The following is a 20,258-nucleotide window of genomic DNA, read 5'->3' on the forward strand; positions in this document are numbered from 1 at the left end:
GCGCTTCCTACCCGATTCTACCGCATGCGCGCACGCCGCCCATGTCCTCCGCAAGAATGGGGTATTTCAGCTGCGGCGGGCGTTGGCGATACGTCGGTGCCCGTCACCTGGGTGATAAAATGGTGTCAGTCACCTTTTTATCACCGAGCGTCACCGCAGAACGCCGCGAGAACCTCGAGGCGCGGCTCTATGTCCTCGATCAGATCGGCCGCGATATACGAAGTTGATGCAAGCGTCGCTCCGAAAGCACCATTTCCCGCATCACGAATTGTCACCGCGGCGTTCTCGACGATCGCTTTCGCCAGGCGTTTGAGCGCTGCGGAGGAGATACCCAGGTCATCGGCGAGCGTGGCAAATGCCTCCGGTGTCACCCGATCAATATCGCGTACTCCCCCGACCTCCATCGCCATATCCCTGCTGAACCTAGGGAAATACGTGGTTGAAACCAAATCGTATGCGGGCATCAACATGAACGAAGCGGGCCGACCGGGGCGCGCCGGGCTTAGCCGAATCGAATAGTTCTTCAAATGAGCGTCACAGTTGCCGATGACATATGAGTACAGAATGGTAGCGGCAAACTGCCTGATGTCGTGCGCGGGACGTGTGCTCCGACGCCGGATGAGACGAGCGATAGACCGTACGGTACCCCCTGGTAGCTCGGCATACTTCGAGCCAGGAGTGCATCCAAGCGCCTGCGCAAGATCCTCTTGATGGAGCCGAACGACCCTCAACGAACCATCACGGACTTCCGCCAAGCGATCAAAGCGCGAGACGGCAAGCACCGGTTGCGCCAAATCAAGCAGCTGACAATCGGGAACCGTGATGCCGCACGCGCGGGCAGCCTGCATGCAGAGGTACTCGATTTCAGGCAAATCCCGAAGATGGCTGGTTTTGAGGATATGGGTGGTGGCTGCGAATCCTCGAGGACGTAGCCAACCATGCGCCCAGTTCCCCTGCGGGGGAAGAGCGAGGCCGATTTTGTTCTGCGTTCCCGCGAGCGATAGGCGTGATGCCGCGTTCTCGGCAGCCAACTCCGAACGGCTGCGGAACATAGAGCACAGTTCCTCATACGGAATGGGATCATATTCTGAATAGCGCGTGTTTGGTGCGTCGTCGACATGATAGGCCACCACATCCCCGATGCACTCCCGTCCGCAGCTCACCAAAATGCCGAGGTAGTCGTCCTCCGATATCTGAAGCTCTGCCGCAAGCTCTTGGCGCGCCATGCCCTCGGCGAGCAACCCCTCGAAATACGGCCTAAACAAGGGGGCGTCGAAAGCCTCATCGCGAAGAGGAATGGAGAGCGAAAGCGGTATGGCATCTTCTCTCTCCAGATACGCGGAGTCGTATGTAAAGCGTGACCCATCTTGGGAGATGCGCCCAACAGGCACCATCTGGTCAAGCGCGAGGCGGGCGATGCAGATGTCGTTCATCACGCCCTCCGTTCCGCGATGAGGTCGATGCCCAGTGTCAGGAGCACGTCGATGACTTTGCCCGCCTCGGCGCTTTGCTTGCCGTTCTCAAGTTGGGAGATGAACGTGACGCCGACGCCCGCGAGGCCGGCGAGCTCTGTCTGGGTCAGTCCTTGTTCGCGGCGCGCCGTCCTGATGAGTGACCCGAGCTCGGACATATCGGTGATGACCATAGGCGCCTCCCAGATATGCGTTCGCATATATCATTGCAAGTATAGCTCATTTTTATTCGTACGCATAAATTAGTTGATACATGCTTCTAATGTATGCGTTCGCATACAAGATGATAAAAAGGTGTCTGACACCTTTTTATCACCTCGCGCGGGCAACGGGCAACGCGACTTGTCCGCCGAAAACCGACGCGGTATACTGTCCCCTACGCCGGTTTGCCCGGCGCGACATACGCGGGCATCGCCAAGTGGTAAGGCATCAGCTTCCCAAGCTGACATCCGCGGGTTCGAGTCCCGTTGCCCGCTCCAGGTAATGAAAAGGCTCCCAGAGATGGGAGCCTTACTTGTATGAGCGCATTACATGGACTCGAACCGCAAGGTCGCGAGACTGCGGAAACGCCCGAGCGTTTCCCAGCGAGCGTGCAAGGGCGCGGAGCGCCCGCAGCTGCGGATTCGCGAAGCGAATACGCGAGTCCCGTTGCCCGCTCCAGTGAACGAAAAGGCTCCCATCCTTGGGAGCCTTTCTTCATTTCCATCGAGTTTTCCGGGCAACGCGCCCTTACGCCTCGGCCATCTCCTGCTTCATCTTCGCGATGGCCTCGCGGTACTCGGGCATCGTCGCACCGAGGATCTGCGTGGCGTAGATAGCCGCGTTCTTGGCGCCGTTGATGGCCACGCACGCCACGGGCACGCCGGAGGGCATCTGCACCATGGAAAGCAGCGAGTCGAGGCCGCCCAGGTCGCTCGTCTTCATGGGCACGCCGATGACGGGCAGCGGGGTGAACGCCGCGACGACGCCACCCAGGTGCGCCGCCTTGCCCGCAGCCGCGATGATGACGCGAAGCCCCCGGTCGGCAGCGGTCTCCGCCCACTCATGCACCTTGTCGGGCGTGCGGTGCGCGCTCGCGATGACGAGCTCGTACGGAACCCCGAGCGCCTCGAGCTCGGCCGTGCAGCCCTCCATGGTCGGCATGTCCGACTTCGAGCCCATGATGATGCCGACGAGCGGCGTCTCCTGCTTGTCTGCCATTGCGTTCCTCCCTCTCCGCGGTTCAAGATACCCGCATGGTACCCCTTCATGCGATTATGGCATCAAGACGGTTACGCGCGGGCCTTTTGGGTAGTAATACTAGCCGAAGTACGCTAGACTCCAACGTCTGGCCGGCAACCGATACCCATCGACCATCAGGAGGTGCCATCATGATTCGCGCGGACATCGAGACCATCATCATGGCTTCCGGTGGCGGCCCCTCCCTCATCGTGCTGCGCGAGCGCTCGGGCGCAAGCGCCCCGGAGGCGCCGCTCCGCACGCTCTCCATCCAGACGGGCGCCTTCGAGGCGGCGTCGATCAGCCAGGGCATCGACGGCACGGAGCTGCCGCGCCCCATCACGCACGAGCTCTTCCTCAACGTGCTCTCGAAGCTCGACGTCAAGATCGAGCGCGTCGAGATCAACCGCTACGACGCCCCGGTCTTCTTCTCGAACGTCGTGCTCGTGCGCGAGACGGACGGCGACCTGCGCGAGGTGTCCGTGGATGCGCGTCCGAGCGACGCGCTCGCCCTCGCCGTGCGCGCGAACGCCCCCATCTACATCGAGGACGACGTCATGAACCGCGTGGGCACCGTGCCCGCCCGCAAGCGCGCGGAGGCCGACGAGGACGAGCTCGAGCAGTTCGACAAGTTCGTCCAGACGCTCTCTCCCGACGATTTCTAAGCCCGCCGCAATCGCTATGATGATGAGGGTGTCGCGCATCCCGCGGCACCCTCGTTTCATCTCGGGAGCGGAGGAGACCGTGCACGACATCCAACCCATCATCGATCGCGCCCTGCAGGTGCTCGAGACGCATCGCCTCGACCGCACGGGCGCATACGCGCGCTGGATCTGGCAGGATGCGGCGGGCGGGCGCGAACTCGGCCTCAACGAATACGGCTGCGCGGATGCCGCGAACATCCTCTACATGGTGGGCGCGTTCCCGTGCGACCCGGTCGAGCGCCAGGCGTGGATCGACACGCTCCAGGGCTTCCAGAATCCCGCAACCGGCCTCTTCACCGAGGCGACGCACCACCCATACCACACCACGGCGCATTGCATCGCGGCACTCGAGCTCTTCGACGCGCGGCCGCGCCACCCCCTGACCGCGTTGCACCGGTACCTCGACCAGGACGAGCTCTACCGCTTCCTCGACGGTCTGCATTGGCAGGACGACCCGTGGATCGCCTCGCACCAGGGAGCCGGCATCTACGCCGCGCTCGTCCTTGCGGGCGAGGCCCCGCGCGCGTGGCAGGATTGGTACTTCGCATGGCTCTACGAGGAGGCCGACCCCGCGACCGGTTTCTGGCGCAAGGGGCACGTCGTCCCCACGTGCCAGGGAGATTCGTTCTCGGGCACGCTCGCCGAGCCGACGGTCTTCCCGCACCTCGCGGCGTCGTTCCATTACCTGTTCAACCATGAGTACGCCCATCGGCCGCTGCACTACCCCGCGCAGGCGGTCGAGACCTGCCTGGACATCTACGCGAACCGCCGCTGGCCCACCTTGGGGCACGCGGTCACCTTCGCCGAGGTCGATTGGGTCTACACACTGAACCGCGCGCAGCGCCAGGCGGGCACGCGCTTCACGGAGACGAAGGACGCCCTCCGTGCGTTCGCGGACGAGTACGTGGGTTTCCTGCTTGAGCTCGACCCCGAGACGCATGAGAACTTCAACGACCTGCACACGCTGTTCGGCTGCATCTGCGCGCTCGCCGAACTACAGGCGGCGCTGCCGGGCTACCTCGCGAGCGACAAGCCGCTCAAGCTCGTCCTCGACCGCCGGCCGTTCATCTAACGGCTCCCCGCGTGCGGTGATAAAAAGGTGACTGACACCATTTTATCACCGTGCAGCAAAGGGGTTCATACGCAACGAGGGGGCTCGAAAGCCCCCTCGCGTCGTGATGGTTACTCGTCCATCAGGTCCTCGAGCGCCTCATCGGATGCGCCGATGTCCACGCGCTCGTCCTCGTTGCTCGCGATGTCTCCGAGCGGAAGCGTGCCCTGGTGCTCGTCGGCCGGGGTCTTCGGCTTCTTCTTCGCGCTCGTCATGCGCGCCACGGCGGTCACGCGGTCGCCGTCAGCGACATTCATCATCTTCACGCCCTGGGTCGCGCGGCCGGTCTGCGAGATCTCGCTCGTCTTGACGCGGATGACCGTCGCGCCCTCCGTGATGATGAAGAGCTCGTGCTGCGGCCCCACCGTCTTCATAGCGGCGAGCTTGCCCTTGCGCGGCGTCATCTGAATGGTGTAGACGCCCTGGCCGCCGCGGTTCTGCAGCGGGTAGTCCGCCACCGGCGTGCGCTTGCCGTAGCCGCGCTCGGTGATGACGAAGAGGTCGCCCTTGCCGTTCGAGATCTCCATGCCCAGGACCTCGGCGTCGTCCTTGAGGGTGATGCCGCGCACGCCGCTCGTATCGCGGCCGGTCGCGCGCACCTGCTCCTCCTCGAACACGATGGCCTTGCCAGCCGTCGTGGCCATGATGATGCGGTCGCCCTCGCGCACGCGGCGCACGTCGAGCAGGGCGTCGCCGGACTTGAGGTTGATGGCGATGATGCCGTCGCGGCGGCTGCGGTCGTAGGCGCTCATCACGGTCTTCTTCACCATGCCGCTCTTCGTGGCGAACAGCAGGTACTCGTCGTCCGGGAACTCGCGACAGGAGATGACGCTCGCGATCTTCTCGCCCTCCTCGAAGGGCAGCAGGTTCACGATGGCCGTGCCGCGCGCCTGGCGCGTGCCGATGGGCAGCTCGTGCACCTTCAGGCGGTACACCTTGCCGCGGTTCGTGAAGAAGAGCACGTACTCATGGGTGCTCGCGATGAACATCTCGGAGATGACGTCGTCCTCCTTCAGGCTCACGCCCGAGACGCCCTTGCCGCCGCGCTTCTGCGAGCGGTACGCGGCCACGGGGATGCGCTTGACGTAGCCGGTGTGGGTGATGGTGACGACCATGTCCTCGTCGGCGATGAGGTCCTCGACGTCGAGGTCGCGCTCGGCGGCGGCGATCTCGGTGCGGCGCTTGTCGGCGTACTTCTTCGAGATCTCGCGCATCTCGTCCTTGATGACGCCGAGGATCTTCTCCTCGTGCGCGAGCAGGTCCTCGTAGTAGGCGATGGCGCGGCGCAGGCCCGCGAGCTCCTCCTCGATCTTGTCGCGCTCGAGGCCGGTGAGGCGGCGGAGCTTCATCTCGAGGATGGCGTTCGTCTGCTCGGGCGTGAAGCCGAAGCGCTCGATCAGGCGCTGGCTGGCCTCGGCGTCGGTCTGCGAGGAGCGGATGATGTGGATGACCTCGTCGATGTGGTCGAGGGCGAGCAGGTAGCCCTCGAGGATGTGGGCGCGCGCCTGCGCCTTCTTGAGGTCGAAGCGCGTGCGTCGGGTCACGACGTCGACCTGGTGGTCGATGTAGTGGCGGAGCATCTCGGTGAGCGAGAGGCACTTGGGCACGCCGCCCACGAGCGCGAGGTTGTTCACGCCGAAGGTGGTCTGCAGCGAGGTGAACTTGTAGAGGTTGTTGAGGACGACCTGCGGGATGACGCCCTTCTTGAGCTCGATGACGAGGCGGATGCCTTTCTGCGTGGACTCATCGCGCATGTCGGCGATGCCCTCGATGCGCTTCTCGTTCACGAGCTGGGCGATCTTCTCCTGGAGCGTGCCCTTGTTCACCTGGTAGGGGATCTCGGTGAAGACGAGGCGGTTGCGGCCGGTCTTGGTGGACTCCACGTGCGCCTTGGCGCGCACGGTGATGGAGCCGCGGCCGGTCTCATAGGCCTGGCGGATGCCGTCGGAGCCCATGATGACCGCGCCCGTGGGGAAGTCCGGCCCGGGCATGATCTGCATGAGCTCGTCGACCGTCGCGTCGGGGTGGTCGATGAGGTAGCACGTGGCCTCGACGGCCTCGCCGAGGTTGTGCGGCGGGATGTTCGTGGCCATGCCGACGGCGATGCCCGACGAGCCGTTCACGAGCAGGTTGGGGAAGCGCGCGGGCAACACCTGGGGCTCGGCGAGGGACTCGTCGTAGTTGGGCTGCCAGTCCACAGTGTCCTTCTGCAGATCGCGGAGGAGCTCCATGGCCGGGCGCGCGAGGCGGCTCTCAGTGTAGCGCATGGCCGCGGCGCCGTCGCCGTCGATGTTGCCGAAGTTACCGTGGCCGTCGATGAGCGGGGTGCGCATGCTGAACCACTGCGCGAGGCGCACCATGGTGTCGTAGACCGCGAAGTCGCCGTGCGGGTGGTACTTGCCGATGACCTCGCCGACCGTCCAGGCCGACTTCTTGTGCGGACGGTTGGGATAGATGCCGCTCTCGTTCATGGCGTAGAGGATGCGGCGGTGCACCGGCTTCAGGCCGTCGCGGACGTCCGGCAGGGCGCGGGCGGTGATGACGGACATAGAGTACTCGATGAAGCTCTGGCGCATCTCGCGGCCGAACTCCGAGATCTGGAGCGACCCGCCGTTGATGTCCTCGCCGGCGGCCTCGCCGCGGTCGACCTCGCCGAAGCTCTCCTCGAGCTCCTCGTCGTCGACCTCCTCCTCGTCGGCGTCCTCGTCCTCGACGTAGACGTCGGCGCCCTCGTCGTCGGCTTCGGCGCGGGCGAGCAGGCGCTTCAGGTCGTCGGGCAAGCCCTCCGAGCCCTCGCCGGCACCCGGGGTGTTGTTCATATCTTCAGCCACGTACTACCTCCTTGCAGGGGTTGGTTGGGGACGTGTTCCTTTCAACCCATCCCGTGACGGGATGGATCTGGAGGCCAACATGTCGGGGGATGGGTTGAAAGGAACACGTCCCCAACCAACCCCTCCGGCCGGACCGTCAGACCAGGATCGCTATGCGTCGAGGAAGCGGGCGTCGTGCGCGTGCTTCTCGATGTACTCGCGACGGTACTCCACCTGGTTGCCCATGAGCTCGCGCACGGCGCGGTCGGCGGCCACGGCGTCCTCGATGGTCACGCGCTGCAGGATGCGCGTCTTGGGATCCATGGTGGTCGACGCGAGCTGCTTGGGATCCATCTCGCCCAGGCCCTTGTAGCGCTGGACGGTGTAGCCGCGGCGCTTCTTCGTGACCCTGCCGCCCTCGGCCTCGTCGCCGTCGTCGGGGTTGAGCCCAAGGCGCTCGATGGTCTCGCGCAGAATCTCCTCCTCGGGCTGGCGGCCGTTGGGGTAGACGTAGTGGATCTTATTGCGCACCTTCACGCCGAAGATGGGCGGGCACGCCACGTACACGTACCCCGCGTCGATGAGCGGCCGCATGTACTTGTAGAAGAACGTGAGAAGCAGGATGCGGATGTGCGCGCCGTCGACGTCGGCATCCGTCATGATGATGATCTTGTGGTAGCGCGCCTTCGTGATGTCGAAGTCGCCGCCCTCGCCCGAGCTCGACGTCACGCCGGTGCCGATGGCGGTAATGAGCGACTGGATGGTGTCGCTCGAGAACGCGCGGTGGTCGCCCACGCGCTCGACGTTCAGGATCTTGCCGCGCAGGGGCAGAATCGCCTGGATGTCGCGGCGGCGGCCGTCCTTGGCCGAGCCGCCTGCGGAGTCACCCTCGACGATGAAGAGCTCGGTGAGCTCGGCGTCGCGCACGGAGCAGTCGGCGAGCTTGCCGGGCAGGCTGGCGGTCTCGAGCAGGCTCTTGCGGCGCGTGGCCTCGCGCGCCTTGCGGGCGGCGGTGCGCGCCTTGGATGCCTGCTGCGCCTTCTTCACGATCTCGCGCGCGGCCTTGGGGTGCTCCTCGAGGTAGTCCGTGAGGCCGTCGGTCACGACCTTGAGCACGAGCGTGCGCATGAACGAGCTGCCGAGCTTGGCCTTCGTCTGGCCCTCGAACTGCGGGTCGGAAAGCTTGACGGAGATGACCGCAGCGAGGCCCTCGCGCACGTCGTCGCCGGTGAGGTTGGAGTCCTTCTCCTTCAGGATGTTCTGCTTGCGCGCGTAGTCGTTGATGACGCGGGTGAGCGCCGTGCGGAAGCCCTCGAGGTGCATGCCGCCCTCGGGGGTGTAGATGTCGTTCGCGAAGCTCATGACGTTCTCGGAGTACGAGGTGTTCCACTGCAGGGCCACCTCGACCTCGCCCGTCTTCTCGAGCGGCGCGTCGGGCTCGCCCTTGCCCGAGAGGTAGATGGGCCGCTTGAGGCCGTCGGGGATCTCCTTGCCCTCGTTCAGGAACTTCACGAAGTCGATGATGCCGCCCTCGTAGCAGAACTCGTCCACGCGCGGCGTGAGCTCGCGCTCGTCGCGCAGGATGATCTTCAGGTTCTTGTTCAGGAAGGCCGTCTCCTGCAGGCGGTTGCGGAGCGTCTCGTAGTCGAAAACCGTCGTCTCGAAGATCTCGTCGTCCGGCCAGAAGGTCGTGGTGGTACCCGTGCTCTTCGCCGTGCCCACGGTCTTCATCTTCTGCGTGGTCTCGCCGCGGCTGAACTGCATCTCATGAATCTTGCCGTCGCGCTTGACCTGCACGATCATCTTCTTCGAGAGCGCGTTCACCACCGACACGCCCACGCCGTGCAGGCCGCCGGAGACCTTGTAGGCGTTGTTGTCGAACTTGCCGCCCGCGTGAAGGATCGTCATAACGACCTCGAGCGTGGGGATCTTCTTCACGGGATGCTTGTCCACCGGGATGCCGCGGCCGTTGTCGACGACCGTGACCGAGTTGTCCGGATGGACGGTCACCTCGATCTTGGTGCAGAAGCCCGCCATCGCCTCGTCGACGGAGTTGTCCACGATCTCCCACACGAGGTGGTGCAGACCGCTCGAGCTCGTCGAGCCGATGTACATGCCGGGGCGCTTGCGCACCGCCTGGAGGCCTTCGAGAATCTTGATCTCGCTGCCGTCATACTGCTGCTTTTTTGCCACGTGTACTCTTCCTTTCGCATCCGTGCGCCCGCGCACGCAGCCAAGGTTCAATCTTATCTATGATAGCGGAATGTGGGGGCTCTCATACGCCCCAATGAATACCTCTACAAGGCTATCAGATTCGATTTACGCCCCGTTCTTGGCATCCCTACCCTTTTTCCACTCCATAGAGGCCGAAATCGCCGATTTGAGGGCTTTGCGGAGATGGTCGTCGCCGATGGGCGCCACGTCCGCGTCGATCGCGCGCTCCTCGGCGGCCGTGAGGTCCTCGTGCGGGACGGGGGCCGTCTGCCGCGGGGCACCCACGTGCTCGACGCGCTTCTGGGCCTGCTTGGCGCGGTACCCCTCCGGCGAGGTGCGGAACACGAAGCCGTCGATGCGCACGCCCGCGCGCTCCATGCGGGCGCGGATGATCTCGCGCAACATGGTCATCTCCTGCGTCCACGACGCGCCGTCGAGGTAGACGAGGAGCTCGTTCGTGTCGGGGAGGAACTTCAGACCCGTCACGTGCTCGCCCTCGCGGGTGCCGCCGCACACCGTGTTCCACGCATGGTACACCGCGCGCGCCCGCTCGGCCGCGGCCATGCGCTCCCGCTGCTCGGGGGTTGCGCCGGAGACGATGCGCGCGCGCTCGGCACTCACCAGGCTCGCGAATGACGCCGCGCCCACGCGGTCCTGACCTCTACGCTTGGCCATGGCCGATCGTCACCACCTTCGCGCGCGCGAGCGCCTCGTCGTCGAAATACCCCAGGTTCGTCGTCGTGATGACGGTCTGCACGCCGTCCTCGATGCCCGCGATGAAGGCCGCCCGGCGCTCGGCGTCGAGCTCGCTCATCACGTCGTCGAGCAACAGCAGCGGCGGGCGGGACAGGATGTCGCGCGTCACCGCCACCTCGGCGAGCTTCCACGCGAGCACGAGGCTGCGCTGCTGCCCCTGCGAGGCGAAGGTGCGCGCGTCGCGGCCGGCGATGCTGAACCGCACCTCGTCGCGGTGCGGGCCTACGAGGGTGATGCCGCGGCGGAACTCCTCGTCCGCATGCGCCGCGAGCGCGCGGGCCATGCGCTCGCGCACCTCCTCGATCGCGGAGGTGCGGTCGGCAGGTGCGGAGAGCTCGGCGATCACGTCCGCGCCTTCCGTATCCCAGGTGGGCTCGTAGGAGACGTCGGCCTCCTCGCCGCCGGCGAGGGCAGCGTAGAACGCGCGCACGTAGGCGCGGATGCGCGCGAGGAGCGCGAGGCGGTGCACCGTGAGCGCCGCCCCGTTCGCGATGAGCGCCTCGTCCCAGGCGCCGATGAGGTCGCGGGCGAGCGCGCCGTCTTTGAGCAGGGCGTTTCGCTGCTCCACCACGCGCTCGTAGGCGCCCTCGAGCCGCGCGTAGCTCTCGTTGAGCTGCACGCCGAAGCCGTCGAGGGCTGCACGCCGCACGCTCGCCCCGCGCTTCACCATATCGAGGTCGTCCGGGCAGAAGAGCACCGAGGGCACCACGCCGCGCATCCCGGCGGCGCGGCAGCGCTTCCCGTTCCGCATAAACGTGCGCTTGCCCTCGGCCACCCGGCAGGCATGGTCGATGACGCGGCCCTCACCCGTGAGGTTGAGCGCGAGCGAGCACGCGGTCGCGCCCTCGCGCACGAGCTCGGCGGGCGACGGGCGCCGGAACGACCGACCCGCCGTGAGCAGCTGGAGCGCCTCGACGAGGTTCGTCTTCCCCACCGCGTTGCGCCCCACGAGCATGGTGAGGCGCTCGTCGAGCTCAAGCTCGAACGAGGGGAAGTTGCGGTAGTTCTCGACGATGAGGTTCGTCGCGAGGATCGCCATGCGCTAGACCCACATCGGCATGATGAGGTAGAGGTAGTTCACCTTGTCGTACGACTTGAACACGCCCATCTTCGTGTAGCTCTGCAGCTCGAGCGAGATCTCCTTCTCCTGGTGCCCGAGCGCGGAGAGGCAGTCGTGGATGAAGCTGTTCTTGAAGGCGATGGTACCGCTCTCGCCCTCCACCTCGATATCGATGGTCTCGCTCGCGCGGCCCTGGTCGGCCGAGATGACCGCGAGCGTGAGCGTGCCTGCATCGACGTCGATGGTGAAGCGCACCGGGCCGTCGGGCTTCGCGATGACGGCGACGCGCTTGAACGCCGCGGAGAACGCCTCGACGTCGATCTTCGCCCGCACGACGCAGTCCTGGGGGATGAGCTGGCGGACGTTGGGGTACTCGCCCTCGAGGCGGCTCGCCACGTAGCAGGTGTTGCCGGCCTCGAACACGATCTGCTTGCCCGAGACGCCCACGAAGATGGACGGCGAGGACGCCATGATGGAGAGCGCGTCGTTGAGGGCCGTCGCGGGGATGTTGAGCTCGAAGTTGCCCTCGAGCGAGGAGGTCTCGACGTTCGTGTCACACATGGCCAGGCGCATGGAGTCCGTGGCGGCGAGGGTGAGCGTGTTGTTCCCCACCGTGGTGTGCACGCCCTCGAGGATCGGGCGGGCGGTGTCCTTCGTCGTCACGCGCCACACGCGGCCGACCATCTCGGAGAGGATGCCCGTGGGCAGCTCCACGCCGGCCTCGATGGCGTAGGCGGGAAACTCCGGGAAATCGCGCGGGTCGAGCGTGGCGAGCGTGAAGGTGCTCTTCTCGCACGACACGACCGTCTGGCGGTCGACGGATTCGATGTGCACCGGCGCGTCGGGCAGGGTCTTGGCGATGTTCGTGAGGAGCTTGCAGGGCACTACGAGCTCGCCTTCCTCCTCGACGTGCGCGGCGATGCGGTGGCGCACCGAGGTGGTGTAGTTCGACGTCTGGAGCTCGATGAGGCCGTCGCCGGCCTTGATGAGCACGCAGGAGAGGATGGGGAGCGTCGAGGTTCCGGAGACGCCCTTCGACACGACGGCGAGCGCGTTCGACAGCGCGTCCTGGCTTACGGTGAACTTCATGGGCCGCTCCTTATTCTTATATCTTTAGATATATATATCCTTACAGTAATAATAAGGCCGTTGATGGTGTTGAGAGCCACCATTCTATCAGGTCAGGGCGTTCGTATATCTCGACAGCCGCTCGTTGATAACCGGTTGGCGGCGTCGGGGAACCGGGTGTGCACGAAGCTTTCCCCTCGGCGTCCTCGTCGCGCCCACGCCCTTTCCCATACTTTCCCACAGCTTTTCAACGCCCCGCCCCGATGGGTTGGTTGGGGACGTAAAATTACCCCAGGGGTTATTTTACATTGCCTGTCTGTAGGACGAGGAAGCCCTCGAAAAGCATCAATGTAAAATAACCCCTGGGGTAATTTTACGTCCCTCAGCCCGGGCAGCTTATGACGCCAGGATGATCTTGTTGCGGAGCGCTTGGAGCTCCTTGCACAGGGCGTTGTCGTGGGCAAGCTGCTTCTCGATCTTCTTGATCGAGTAGTGCACGGTCGAGTGGTCGCGGCCGTCGAACTCCGCGCCGATGGCGACGTTCGTCATGTCGCACATATCGTAAGCGAGGTAGATCGCGATGTGGCGCGCCTGCGTTATGTCCTTGCGGCGCTTCTGCCCGCACAGATCCTCGTGGCTCACGTGGTAGAACTCCTCGACCACGGCCTGCACCGTGGAGATCTGGATGCGCTTGTGCGCGCGGTCGAAGTACTCGTCGGCGATGCGGTCGATCTCCTCGGCCTCGAGGGTCTCGCCCTTCTGCTCGCACTCGTAGGACGCGCCCGCGCAGCGCTCGCAGAAGCTCTCGAGCTCGCGGATGTTCGTGCCGGACACCTCGGCCATGTGCTTGAGCTGCTCGTCGGTGAGCGTGCCGCCGCCCGTGCGCAGGGCGCTCAGGATGGAACCCGAGGCGTCGAGCCCCGCCGCGGCATCGCGCGCCTCGGCGTCGGGCAGCACCGTGTGCTCGTAGTAGCGCTTCAAGATCTCGTACTTCATCTCGAAGCCGGGCTCCGACACGAGGCAGAGCATGCCGGCGTTGAAGCGGCTCGTGAGGCGCTCGTCCATGCCGAGGTTCTTGGGCGCGCGGTCGCTCGCGATGGCGATCTTCTTGTTGTTGCGGATGAACTCGTCCATGAGCGAGAAGAAGTTCTCGATGCTCTGCGTCTTGCCGATGATGTTCTGGATATCATCGATGATGAGCACGTCGGCGTCGTGGTACTCGCGCAGGATGCGCCCGCCGTTGGCCTTCTGGACCCTGAGCTCGTTGATGTAGTCCTCGACGTAGGTCTGGGAGTTCGCGTACTTCACGCGGATGCCGGGGCTGTGCTCGCTCAGGTAGTTCTCGATGGCGAGCAGCAGGTGCGTCTTGCCCAGGCCGGACTTGCCGTAGATGAAGAGCGACGTGTAGATGCCGGGCTCGTCGGCGAGCAGCGCGAAGCGCACAGCGGACTGGTAGGCGTGCTTGTTCTCGTCGCCGTAGACGAAGTTGTCGAACGTGAATTTCGAGTTGATGGGCACGGCGGGCCCGCTCGCCGCGGGCTCCTTGCGCACGGGCTCGGCCTTCACCTTCCGGGGGACCTCGTGGCCTCCGACGCTTGCGGTGAGCCGCTGGAGCTCGTCGGGCGAGATGATGTTCGTCACCTTCACGCGCTCCTCGCCTCCCGCGGGCGCGCCATCCCAGCTCGGCGCGGGGATGGGGATGGAAGCGGGGCTCGGCGCCGGCTCGGCTGCGGGCTCGTGGGCAGTAGCCGTCGCGTGCGTGGCGCCCGCGGGCGCATGGTCGCTCGCGGCGCGCTCCGTCGAGCGCTGCGGCTCGGTCTCCGTGGGCGCGGTGATGGAGGCCGGCACCGTGATGCTGAGCGTGAGCGGGATGAAGGCGATGTCCTCGAGGTAGCGCTCCACGATGTCGCGCTGCTTGATGAGGTAGGCGTAGGCGAAGCGCGTGGGCGCCTCGATGGAGAGCGATGTGTCGGTGAGTTCAAGCGGGCGGGACTGCTTGAGGATCTGGATCAGGCGCGCGTCGCGGCCATCGCGCTCGCAGAACGAGATGGTGTCGTCCAGGATGATTTTCGCCTCGGTGTCCATGTCACTCCTCTGTGCGTGCTGTCATGCGGCGGATCGGCGGGGTTAGCGGGGGTTGCCGCGATGGTCGGCGACCCAGGCGGCGCCCCGTTCGGAAAGCGTGTACTTCCGGCCGTGCTTCTCGGCAAGGCCGAGCGAGCTCAACTGGGCGAGGACACGCGACCAGGTGGGCGCCGAGCTGCCGAAGGTGTTCACGAGGTCCGTGGGTCCGCCCTGGCCGTTGTCCGCGATGTAGGTGAGCGCCTGCGCGCCGCGCTCGTCGACGAACGGCTGCGCGCTGGCAGGTGCCGCGGACGCGACAGCCTGCTGCGCGCCGGGTACCGCCTGCGGGGTCATGCCCATGGCCGGCCAGCCGGCTGCGGTCGGGGCGCCCTGCATGGCGGGCTGCGCGGGCATGCCGGCGTAGGCCGGGGCGTACCCCGGCACGGCGCCCGTGAAGGCGACACTCGGGTACGCGCCCGCCGCCGCGGCCTGTGCCTCCCCTGCACCCGGGTACCCCTGCCAGGGATACCAGCCGGGAACCTGCTGGTAGGGCATGGTGTTCGGATATGCTCCAGGGACGGCGCCCTCTGCTTGCGCGGGCATGCCGCCCATGGCTGCCCCCGGCACGGCGCCCAAAGCCGCCTGCTGCGGGGTCATCCCCGGCACCGCCGCTCCGACCGGCGCCGCGCCCCCGCGTGCAGCGAGCGCGGCCTCCTCCGATGTGAACGCCGGCCCGCGCACCGCCGCGCCGCGTCGGGCGTGGGATTCGATCTCGCGCACGCGCGCCGCGTCGACGCTCACGGTGACGACCGTCCCGCAGCCGAGGTTGTCCTCGATGGACACCGCGCCGCCCGCGTGCTCGAGGTACTGCTGCACCATGGGCAGGCCGGCGCCCGTCCCGCGGATGTAGCGCTTCATGGAGCGGTCGGCCGAGGTCACGCCGAACTCGAACGCGCGCTCCTTATCGGTGATGCCCGGTCCCAGGTCGGCGAAGCGTATCGTGTTGCCGTCGTCGAGGATGGAGACGATCGGTTCGGTGAAATGGGCATGGATGAAGTTTTCCACAAGCTCGCGGATGATCATGAGGGGAAGCGAGCCGCCCTGCTCCTTCATGCAGCGGTAGACGGTGTTCGTCACCTCTTCGAGATAGGTGCGCGGGTCGCTCGGCTGGATGACGAGGATGCGGGGCGTGGAAAACAGGTCATCATATATAGAGATGCGCGTCGCGTACACGGTGCTCTCGACACCCTCTGCCTGAGCTGCGGCTTCGGCATCTACCGCGCCGCGCACGCCGGGCAGCTCCTCCTCCGCCGCTCCCGTGATGTGCCTGTTGTCGGGCGCGGGGTCGCCCGAGTCGACAAAGGGGTAGAAATCATCCGCCATCAAGAGCCGTCCCTGCTGCGTATAGGTGGTGCGTATCATGTGGGAAAGTTCCACGCGTCGATGGTACCGCAACTCGGCTCCGTTTCGAACTTTCCACAAGGTTTCAAAAGATGTTGAAAACTTGAGAAATCTAACGAAAAGTTATCAACACCCGTGCGTAACGTGTTGAAAAGTCTGGAATGGAATGAAATAAACGGTGAAAACTTGCTCTGCGGCGTTCATAAGCCGTGCGCCCGTTTCCCTCGTGTGGTGAGTTTTCGACTATATCTCACCTGCTTATTGACATAGCTCCCTCCAGTTCCCTACAATTTTGAAGCTCACGAGCCTTATACGTTTGCTTGTTAGCAACAGGAGGATAGAAATGAAGCGTACATACCAGCCCAACAAGCGTAAGCGTGCCAAGACCCACGGTTTCCGCTCCCGCATGGCGACCAAGGGTGGTCGTGCCGTGCTCGCGCGTCGTCGCGCCAAGGGTCGCAAGCGTCTCACCGTCTAGTTGCCGGCGCGCGTCTGCGTATGAGGACCATCAAGTCCCGATTGGATTTTGAGCGCGTATTCAAGCATGGGCGGCGGGTCAACCACCCGTTGGTGCGCATGGTTATATGCGATGGCGAATGCGAAGGCGGCTCCGGGCGGGTCGCCTTCGCTGCTGCTAAGCGCTTGGGTAACGCTGTGGTGCGCAACCGCTCGAAGCGCAAGCTCCGCGAGGCTGCCCGCGCCTGCGCGCTCCCGGTACCCGGGACGGATCTGATCCTCTTCGCTACGCCCAAGACGCGCGATGCGCGACCCGAGGAGCTCGCCGAGGCGCTCGCGGGTCTCCTGAAGCGGGCTGGTCGGCGCGATGGGTAGGTTGGGTTCGTTCGCGCGCCGGTGCGCCATCGCCCCGATCCGCGTGTACCAACGCTTCATCTCCCCGCTGCTCCCACCGGCGTGCATCTATACGCCGACGTGCTCCCAATATGCGGTCGAAGCCATCAGCAAGCACGGCGTCGTTCGTGGCTGCTGGCTCGCCGTGAGGCGCATCGTTCGGTGCAATCCGTTTCACGACGGTGGATACGATCCGGTGCCGTAAGGCTCGATATTCGGAGGAAACCTTACATGTGGGATGCAATCGTTAACATTCTCTTCCAGATCCTGAAGTTCATTCAGAGCTTCGCCACGGACTGGGGTCTCTCGATCATCATCTTGACGATCATCGTGCGCCTCATCCTGACGCCGCTCGTCTTGAAGTCGACGAAGTCGACCGCGCGCATGCAGGTGCTCCAGCCCAAGCTCATGGAGATCCAGGAGCGCTACGCCGACGATCCCCAGCGCCAGGCCGAGGAGATGCAGAAGTTCTACGCCGAGAACAAGTTCAACCCGCTCGGCGGCTGCCTGCCCCTGCTCATCCAGATGCCCATCCTCATCGCGCTCTTCACGCTTCTGCGCGGTCTTGACACGTATTTCGAGGGTCAGACGTTCTCGTTCTACAACATCCTGCCCAACCTCACGACCACCCCGGGCGCGATGTGGTCGCAGGGCTTCATGGCCGCCCTGCCGTACCTCATCTCGCTCGTGCTGTTCGCCCTGCTCACGATCATCCCGACGCTCTACCAGTCGCGCAACCAGACCGGCGCGCAGGCGTCGAGCATGCGCACCATGTCCATCGTGATGTCGCTCATGATGCTCTGGATGGGCTGGAACCTTCCCGCCGGCGTGCTGCTCTACTACGATGTCTCCACGCTGTGGCAGGTCGTCCAGCAGGTGTTCGTGACCCGTCACGTGATGGAGAAGGCGAAGGCCGAGGAAGAGGCCCGTCTGGCGAACGCGCCCATCGAGGTCGACGTCGTGCGTCGCGAGCGCAAGGCTCGTCCGCACAAGAAGAACTAGCGTCCGAGCAATCCTGTTCGCGTCTGATATTTAATTAGGTACCTTATTATTTGTGAGGAGCCTGGTATGAGCGAAGAGTCCCAGATCGATATGGAATCCCAGGATACGGTAGCTGTCGTGGAGACCGAGAACGAGGAGTATGCGGGCGCGTTCCCTGAGCTCGCCGCGAAATACAAGGCTGGCGAGGAGCTCTCGGATGATGAGCTCGACCAGATCGCGGACGTCGCGCTCACCGTGGTGCGCAACATTCTCGCCCAGTTCGATGCCGAGAACGCCCCCATCGATGAGTATGAGGGTGACGAGGGTGAGCTTATCCTTGATGTGACGGCTCCCGACCTTGCTGTGCTCATCGGCCGCCATGGCCGCACGCTCGAGTCGCTGCAGACGATGGTCTCGCTCATCGTGAGCCGCCAGCTCGGCTTCCGCTATCCTGTCGTGGTTGACATTGAGGGCTACAAGAGCCGTCGCAACGAGAAGGTCGCCACGATGGCGCGCTCCGCCGCTGCCCGTGCTATCCGCCAGCACACCTCGGTCAAGCTGCCTCCTATGAGCGCGTACGAGCGCCGTCTTGTGCACATTGCCCTGCGTGATAATGATGCGGTCGATACGCACTCTGAGGGCGTCGATCCTGAGCGTCGTGTTGTGATCACGCTTGTCTCGTAGTGGTTGCTTTGTATAGATTGGTTTGGGGCGCGGCTTTGCTGCGCCCTTCTTTTTGACAAGAGTCCTTGCATAACCCATTCTTGTCAGAACAGGAGGTTTGCCATGGATGAGATGGTGCATGTCGATGAGCTCGTTGCCGAGCTCCGCTCATACTGCGATGCGTACGAACTTGATGTTGATAGGGAGCTTGCGCGCCGATGCGTCGAGCACTTCCTGCTTGTGGTTGAGACGAATAAGACTATGAACCTCACGCGGATCACGAATGAGCACGATGGGTTGATTCTGCACATCCTTGATTCCTTGCTCCTGCTTCCCGAGGTTCGCTCTACGCCGTATGGAACGCTCCTCGATATCGGTACCGGCGCGGGGTATCCGGGGATTCCGCTCTCGCTTGCGACCGGTCGCCCCAGCGTGCTGATTGATTCGGTTGCTAAGAAGGTCAAGGCTGTGGCAGGGTTCATCGATGAGCTTCAGATCGCGGATGCTCAGGTTTCTTCCGAGCGTGTCGAGACGTATGCTCGTGAGCATCGTGCATCCTGCACTTGTGTTGTTGCCCGTGCCGTTGCAGGGCTTCCTGTGCTCATCGAGTATGCGTCCCCGTTGCTCGCCCAGGGCGGCTCGCTTGTGGTGACGAAGGGTGTTCCCTCTGACGAGGAAATATCCGCCGGGTTGCACGCTGCTTCACTTTGTGGTTTTGAATTTGGAACTGTTCGCCACCTTACGCTGCCTGATGATTTGGGTGAGCGGACGATTCTGCGCTTCGATAAGCTACATGAGGCTAAGCTCGGTTTGCCTCGTAAGGTGGGTGTTGCCAAGAAACATCCGTTGGGCGCGTAATTCGGCTTGTACTTATATATTTGTAAGCTTATGTTGAGTCCCATGTTTCACGTGAAACATGGGACTCTTCTTGTTTACATCTTGTCAGAGTGTTTCACGTGAAACATAATAGAGCCAGGTGCTCAAGAACCATAGTTATACACTCTTTGACCTTTTGCACCAATGAAGCTGAAACGAACGAAGGGGGTCAGATGGGTTATACCGAGTATCAGCGGAAAACGGACGGAACACCGCGTGTTATCGCGATAATCAATCAAAAAGGCGGTGTTGGAAAAAGCACCACGGCGGTTAACCTATCTGCTGCACTCAGTGAGCGTGGTATGAAGGTGTTGCTTATCGATTTCGACCCGCAGGGTAACAGCACGAGTGGTCTTGGAATCGAGAAGGAAGAGCTCGAACAATGCATCTATGATGCGCTGATTCGCGATGTGAAGGCTTCAGAGATCATCCATGAGACGGAAACCCCGGGCGTGTATGTGATTCCCGCGACGATTCAGCTTGCAGGAGCTGAAATCGAGCTTGTTTCCGCTATGGCACGTGAGACGCGTCTTAAAGAACTTATCGCGCCCGTGAAGGATGAGTTCGATTTCATCTTCATCGATTGTCCGCCTTCGTTGGGATTGCTTACGATCAATGCGCTCGCAGCAGCTGATAGTGTGCTCATCCCCATTCAATGCGAGTACTACGCGCTCGAGGGCGTTACAAAGCTTCTTGAATCGATGAAGATGGTGAAAGAGCGCATCAACCGAGATCTTGATGTATACGGTGTGCTCATGACAATGTACGATTCGCGTACATCGCTTGCGAATCAAGTTGTGGAAGAGGTTCGAAACTACTTTGGGGATGTCGTATTCGATACGCTCATTCCCCGAACTGTCAAGATTTCGGAGTCTCCCTCCTTTGGAATGCCGGTTACAACATATGCACCGCAAAATAAGGGTGCAGAAGCGTATTTCAGCCTTGCGGATGAGGTGATTGATCGTGCCAGCCGCTAAAAGAAAATCCGGATTAGGAAAAGGTCTGTCCGCA

19 protein-coding genes and 1 tRNA gene are annotated in these 20,258 nt (G+C 63.6%); 10 read left to right on the forward strand and 10 right to left on the reverse strand.

Annotation, left to right across the window (positions count from 1 at the left end):
* Positions 1 to 140: 140 nt before the first annotated feature.
* Entirely contained in the window at positions 141 to 1,433 is a 1,293-nt protein-coding gene (locus tag BN423_RS09965) for a HipA domain-containing protein (protein ID WP_019240103.1), read from the reverse strand.
* A complete protein-coding gene (locus BN423_RS09970) occupies positions 1,433 to 1,645 on the reverse strand; it encodes a type II toxin-antitoxin system Y4mF family antitoxin (RefSeq protein WP_019240104.1) in 213 nt (70 codons plus the stop codon). The genes BN423_RS09965 and BN423_RS09970 overlap by 1 nt, the downstream gene beginning before the upstream one ends.
* Positions 1,646 to 1,876: 231 nt before the next feature.
* Between BN423_RS09970 and BN423_RS09975 the strand changes: the two genes are divergently transcribed.
* A tRNA-Gly gene (locus BN423_RS09975) sits at positions 1,877 to 1,951 on the forward strand.
* 250 nt (positions 1,952 to 2,201) lie between these two features.
* Here BN423_RS09975 and purE read toward each other — a convergent pair.
* On the reverse strand, positions 2,202 to 2,672 hold the full coding sequence (gene purE / locus BN423_RS09980) for a 5-(carboxyamino)imidazole ribonucleotide mutase (RefSeq protein WP_019240105.1): 471 nt from the start codon (positions 2,670 to 2,672) through the stop codon (positions 2,202 to 2,204).
* 170 nt (positions 2,673 to 2,842) lie between these two features.
* Here purE and BN423_RS09985 point away from each other — a divergent pair, with 170 nt between their 5' ends.
* Together BN423_RS09985 and BN423_RS09990 are read left to right on the forward strand one after the other, a co-directional pair.
* Positions 2,843 to 3,355, forward strand: a complete 513-nt coding sequence (locus BN423_RS09985) for a bifunctional nuclease family protein (RefSeq protein ID WP_019240106.1) — start codon at positions 2,843 to 2,845, stop codon at positions 3,353 to 3,355.
* A 79-nt stretch (positions 3,356 to 3,434) separates the two neighbouring features.
* Positions 3,435 to 4,466 (forward strand): hypothetical protein, encoded by a 1,032-nt coding sequence (locus tag BN423_RS09990; protein WP_019240107.1) that lies wholly within the window; start codon positions 3,435 to 3,437, stop codon positions 4,464 to 4,466.
* Positions 4,467 to 4,576: 110 nt separating this feature from the next.
* Here the strand turns inward: BN423_RS09990 and gyrA are convergent, their stop codons facing one another.
* The 7 genes from gyrA to BN423_RS10025 form a co-directional block, all read right to left on the reverse strand.
* The gene (gene gyrA, locus BN423_RS09995; protein WP_019240108.1) at positions 4,577 to 7,324 is read right to left on the reverse strand and encodes a DNA gyrase subunit A; all 2,748 of its coding nucleotides are present in this window, start codon (positions 7,322 to 7,324) and stop codon (positions 4,577 to 4,579) included.
* A 162-nt stretch (positions 7,325 to 7,486) separates the two neighbouring features.
* Positions 7,487 to 9,508, reverse strand: coding sequence for a DNA topoisomerase (ATP-hydrolyzing) subunit B (gene gyrB, locus BN423_RS10000; RefSeq protein ID WP_019240109.1), 2,022 nt, complete (start codon positions 9,506 to 9,508; stop codon positions 7,487 to 7,489).
* Between the two features lie 126 nt (positions 9,509 to 9,634).
* The gene (locus BN423_RS10005) at positions 9,635 to 10,204 is read right to left on the reverse strand and encodes a DciA family protein (protein WP_019240110.1); all 570 of its coding nucleotides are present in this window, start codon (positions 10,202 to 10,204) and stop codon (positions 9,635 to 9,637) included.
* Positions 10,191 to 11,324, reverse strand: coding sequence for a DNA replication/repair protein RecF (gene recF / locus BN423_RS10010; protein ID WP_019240111.1), 1,134 nt, complete (start codon positions 11,322 to 11,324; stop codon positions 10,191 to 10,193). The genes BN423_RS10005 and recF overlap by 14 nt, the downstream gene beginning before the upstream one ends.
* Positions 11,325 to 11,327: 3 nt before the next feature.
* Positions 11,328 to 12,434 (reverse strand): DNA polymerase III subunit beta, encoded by a 1,107-nt coding sequence (dnaN, locus tag BN423_RS10015; RefSeq protein ID WP_019240112.1) that lies wholly within the window; start codon positions 12,432 to 12,434, stop codon positions 11,328 to 11,330.
* A gap of 375 nt (positions 12,435 to 12,809) precedes the next feature.
* Positions 12,810 to 14,498, reverse strand: a complete 1,689-nt coding sequence (locus BN423_RS10020; RefSeq protein ID WP_019240113.1) for a DnaA ATPase domain-containing protein — start codon at positions 14,496 to 14,498, stop codon at positions 12,810 to 12,812.
* Between the two features lie 42 nt (positions 14,499 to 14,540).
* Positions 14,541 to 15,899, reverse strand: a complete 1,359-nt coding sequence (locus BN423_RS10025) for an ATP-binding protein (protein WP_019240114.1) — start codon at positions 15,897 to 15,899, stop codon at positions 14,541 to 14,543.
* 322 nt (positions 15,900 to 16,221) lie between these two features.
* Here BN423_RS10025 and rpmH point away from each other — a divergent pair, with 322 nt between their 5' ends.
* From rpmH to BN423_RS10055, 7 genes are all read left to right on the forward strand, one after another.
* Positions 16,222 to 16,356, forward strand: coding sequence for a 50S ribosomal protein L34 (rpmH, locus tag BN423_RS10030; RefSeq protein WP_019240115.1), 135 nt, complete (start codon positions 16,222 to 16,224; stop codon positions 16,354 to 16,356).
* 20 nt (positions 16,357 to 16,376) lie between these two features.
* Positions 16,377 to 16,709 carry a ribonuclease P protein component gene (rnpA, locus tag BN423_RS11290; protein WP_071784278.1) on the forward strand — a complete coding sequence of 111 codons (333 nt, stop codon included), beginning with the start codon at positions 16,377 to 16,379 and terminating at the stop codon, positions 16,707 to 16,709.
* Positions 16,702 to 16,932 (forward strand): membrane protein insertion efficiency factor YidD, encoded by a 231-nt coding sequence (gene yidD, locus BN423_RS11295; RefSeq protein WP_071784279.1) that lies wholly within the window; start codon positions 16,702 to 16,704, stop codon positions 16,930 to 16,932. The genes rnpA and yidD overlap by 8 nt, the downstream gene beginning before the upstream one ends.
* A 26-nt stretch (positions 16,933 to 16,958) precedes the next feature.
* Complete coding sequence (locus BN423_RS10040) at positions 16,959 to 17,729, forward strand: YidC/Oxa1 family membrane protein insertase (RefSeq protein WP_019240117.1); 771 nt, start codon at positions 16,959 to 16,961, stop codon at positions 17,727 to 17,729.
* Positions 17,730 to 17,795: 66 nt separating this feature from the next.
* Positions 17,796 to 18,392: a Jag family protein gene (locus tag BN423_RS10045; protein WP_019240118.1), complete on the forward strand. Its 597-nt coding sequence runs from the start codon at positions 17,796 to 17,798 to the stop codon at positions 18,390 to 18,392.
* Positions 18,393 to 18,494: 102 nt separating this feature from the next.
* Positions 18,495 to 19,229 (forward strand): 16S rRNA (guanine(527)-N(7))-methyltransferase RsmG, encoded by a 735-nt coding sequence (gene rsmG / locus BN423_RS10050; RefSeq protein ID WP_019240119.1) that lies wholly within the window; start codon positions 18,495 to 18,497, stop codon positions 19,227 to 19,229.
* Positions 19,230 to 19,420: 191 nt separating this feature from the next.
* Positions 19,421 to 20,224, forward strand: coding sequence for a ParA family protein (locus BN423_RS10055; protein WP_019240120.1), 804 nt, complete (start codon positions 19,421 to 19,423; stop codon positions 20,222 to 20,224).
* The last annotated feature ends 34 nt before the right edge of the window (positions 20,225 to 20,258 follow it).

The organism is Enorma timonensis (assembly GCF_000321165.1).
Classification (GTDB): Bacteria; Actinomycetota; Coriobacteriia; order Coriobacteriales; family Coriobacteriaceae; genus Enorma.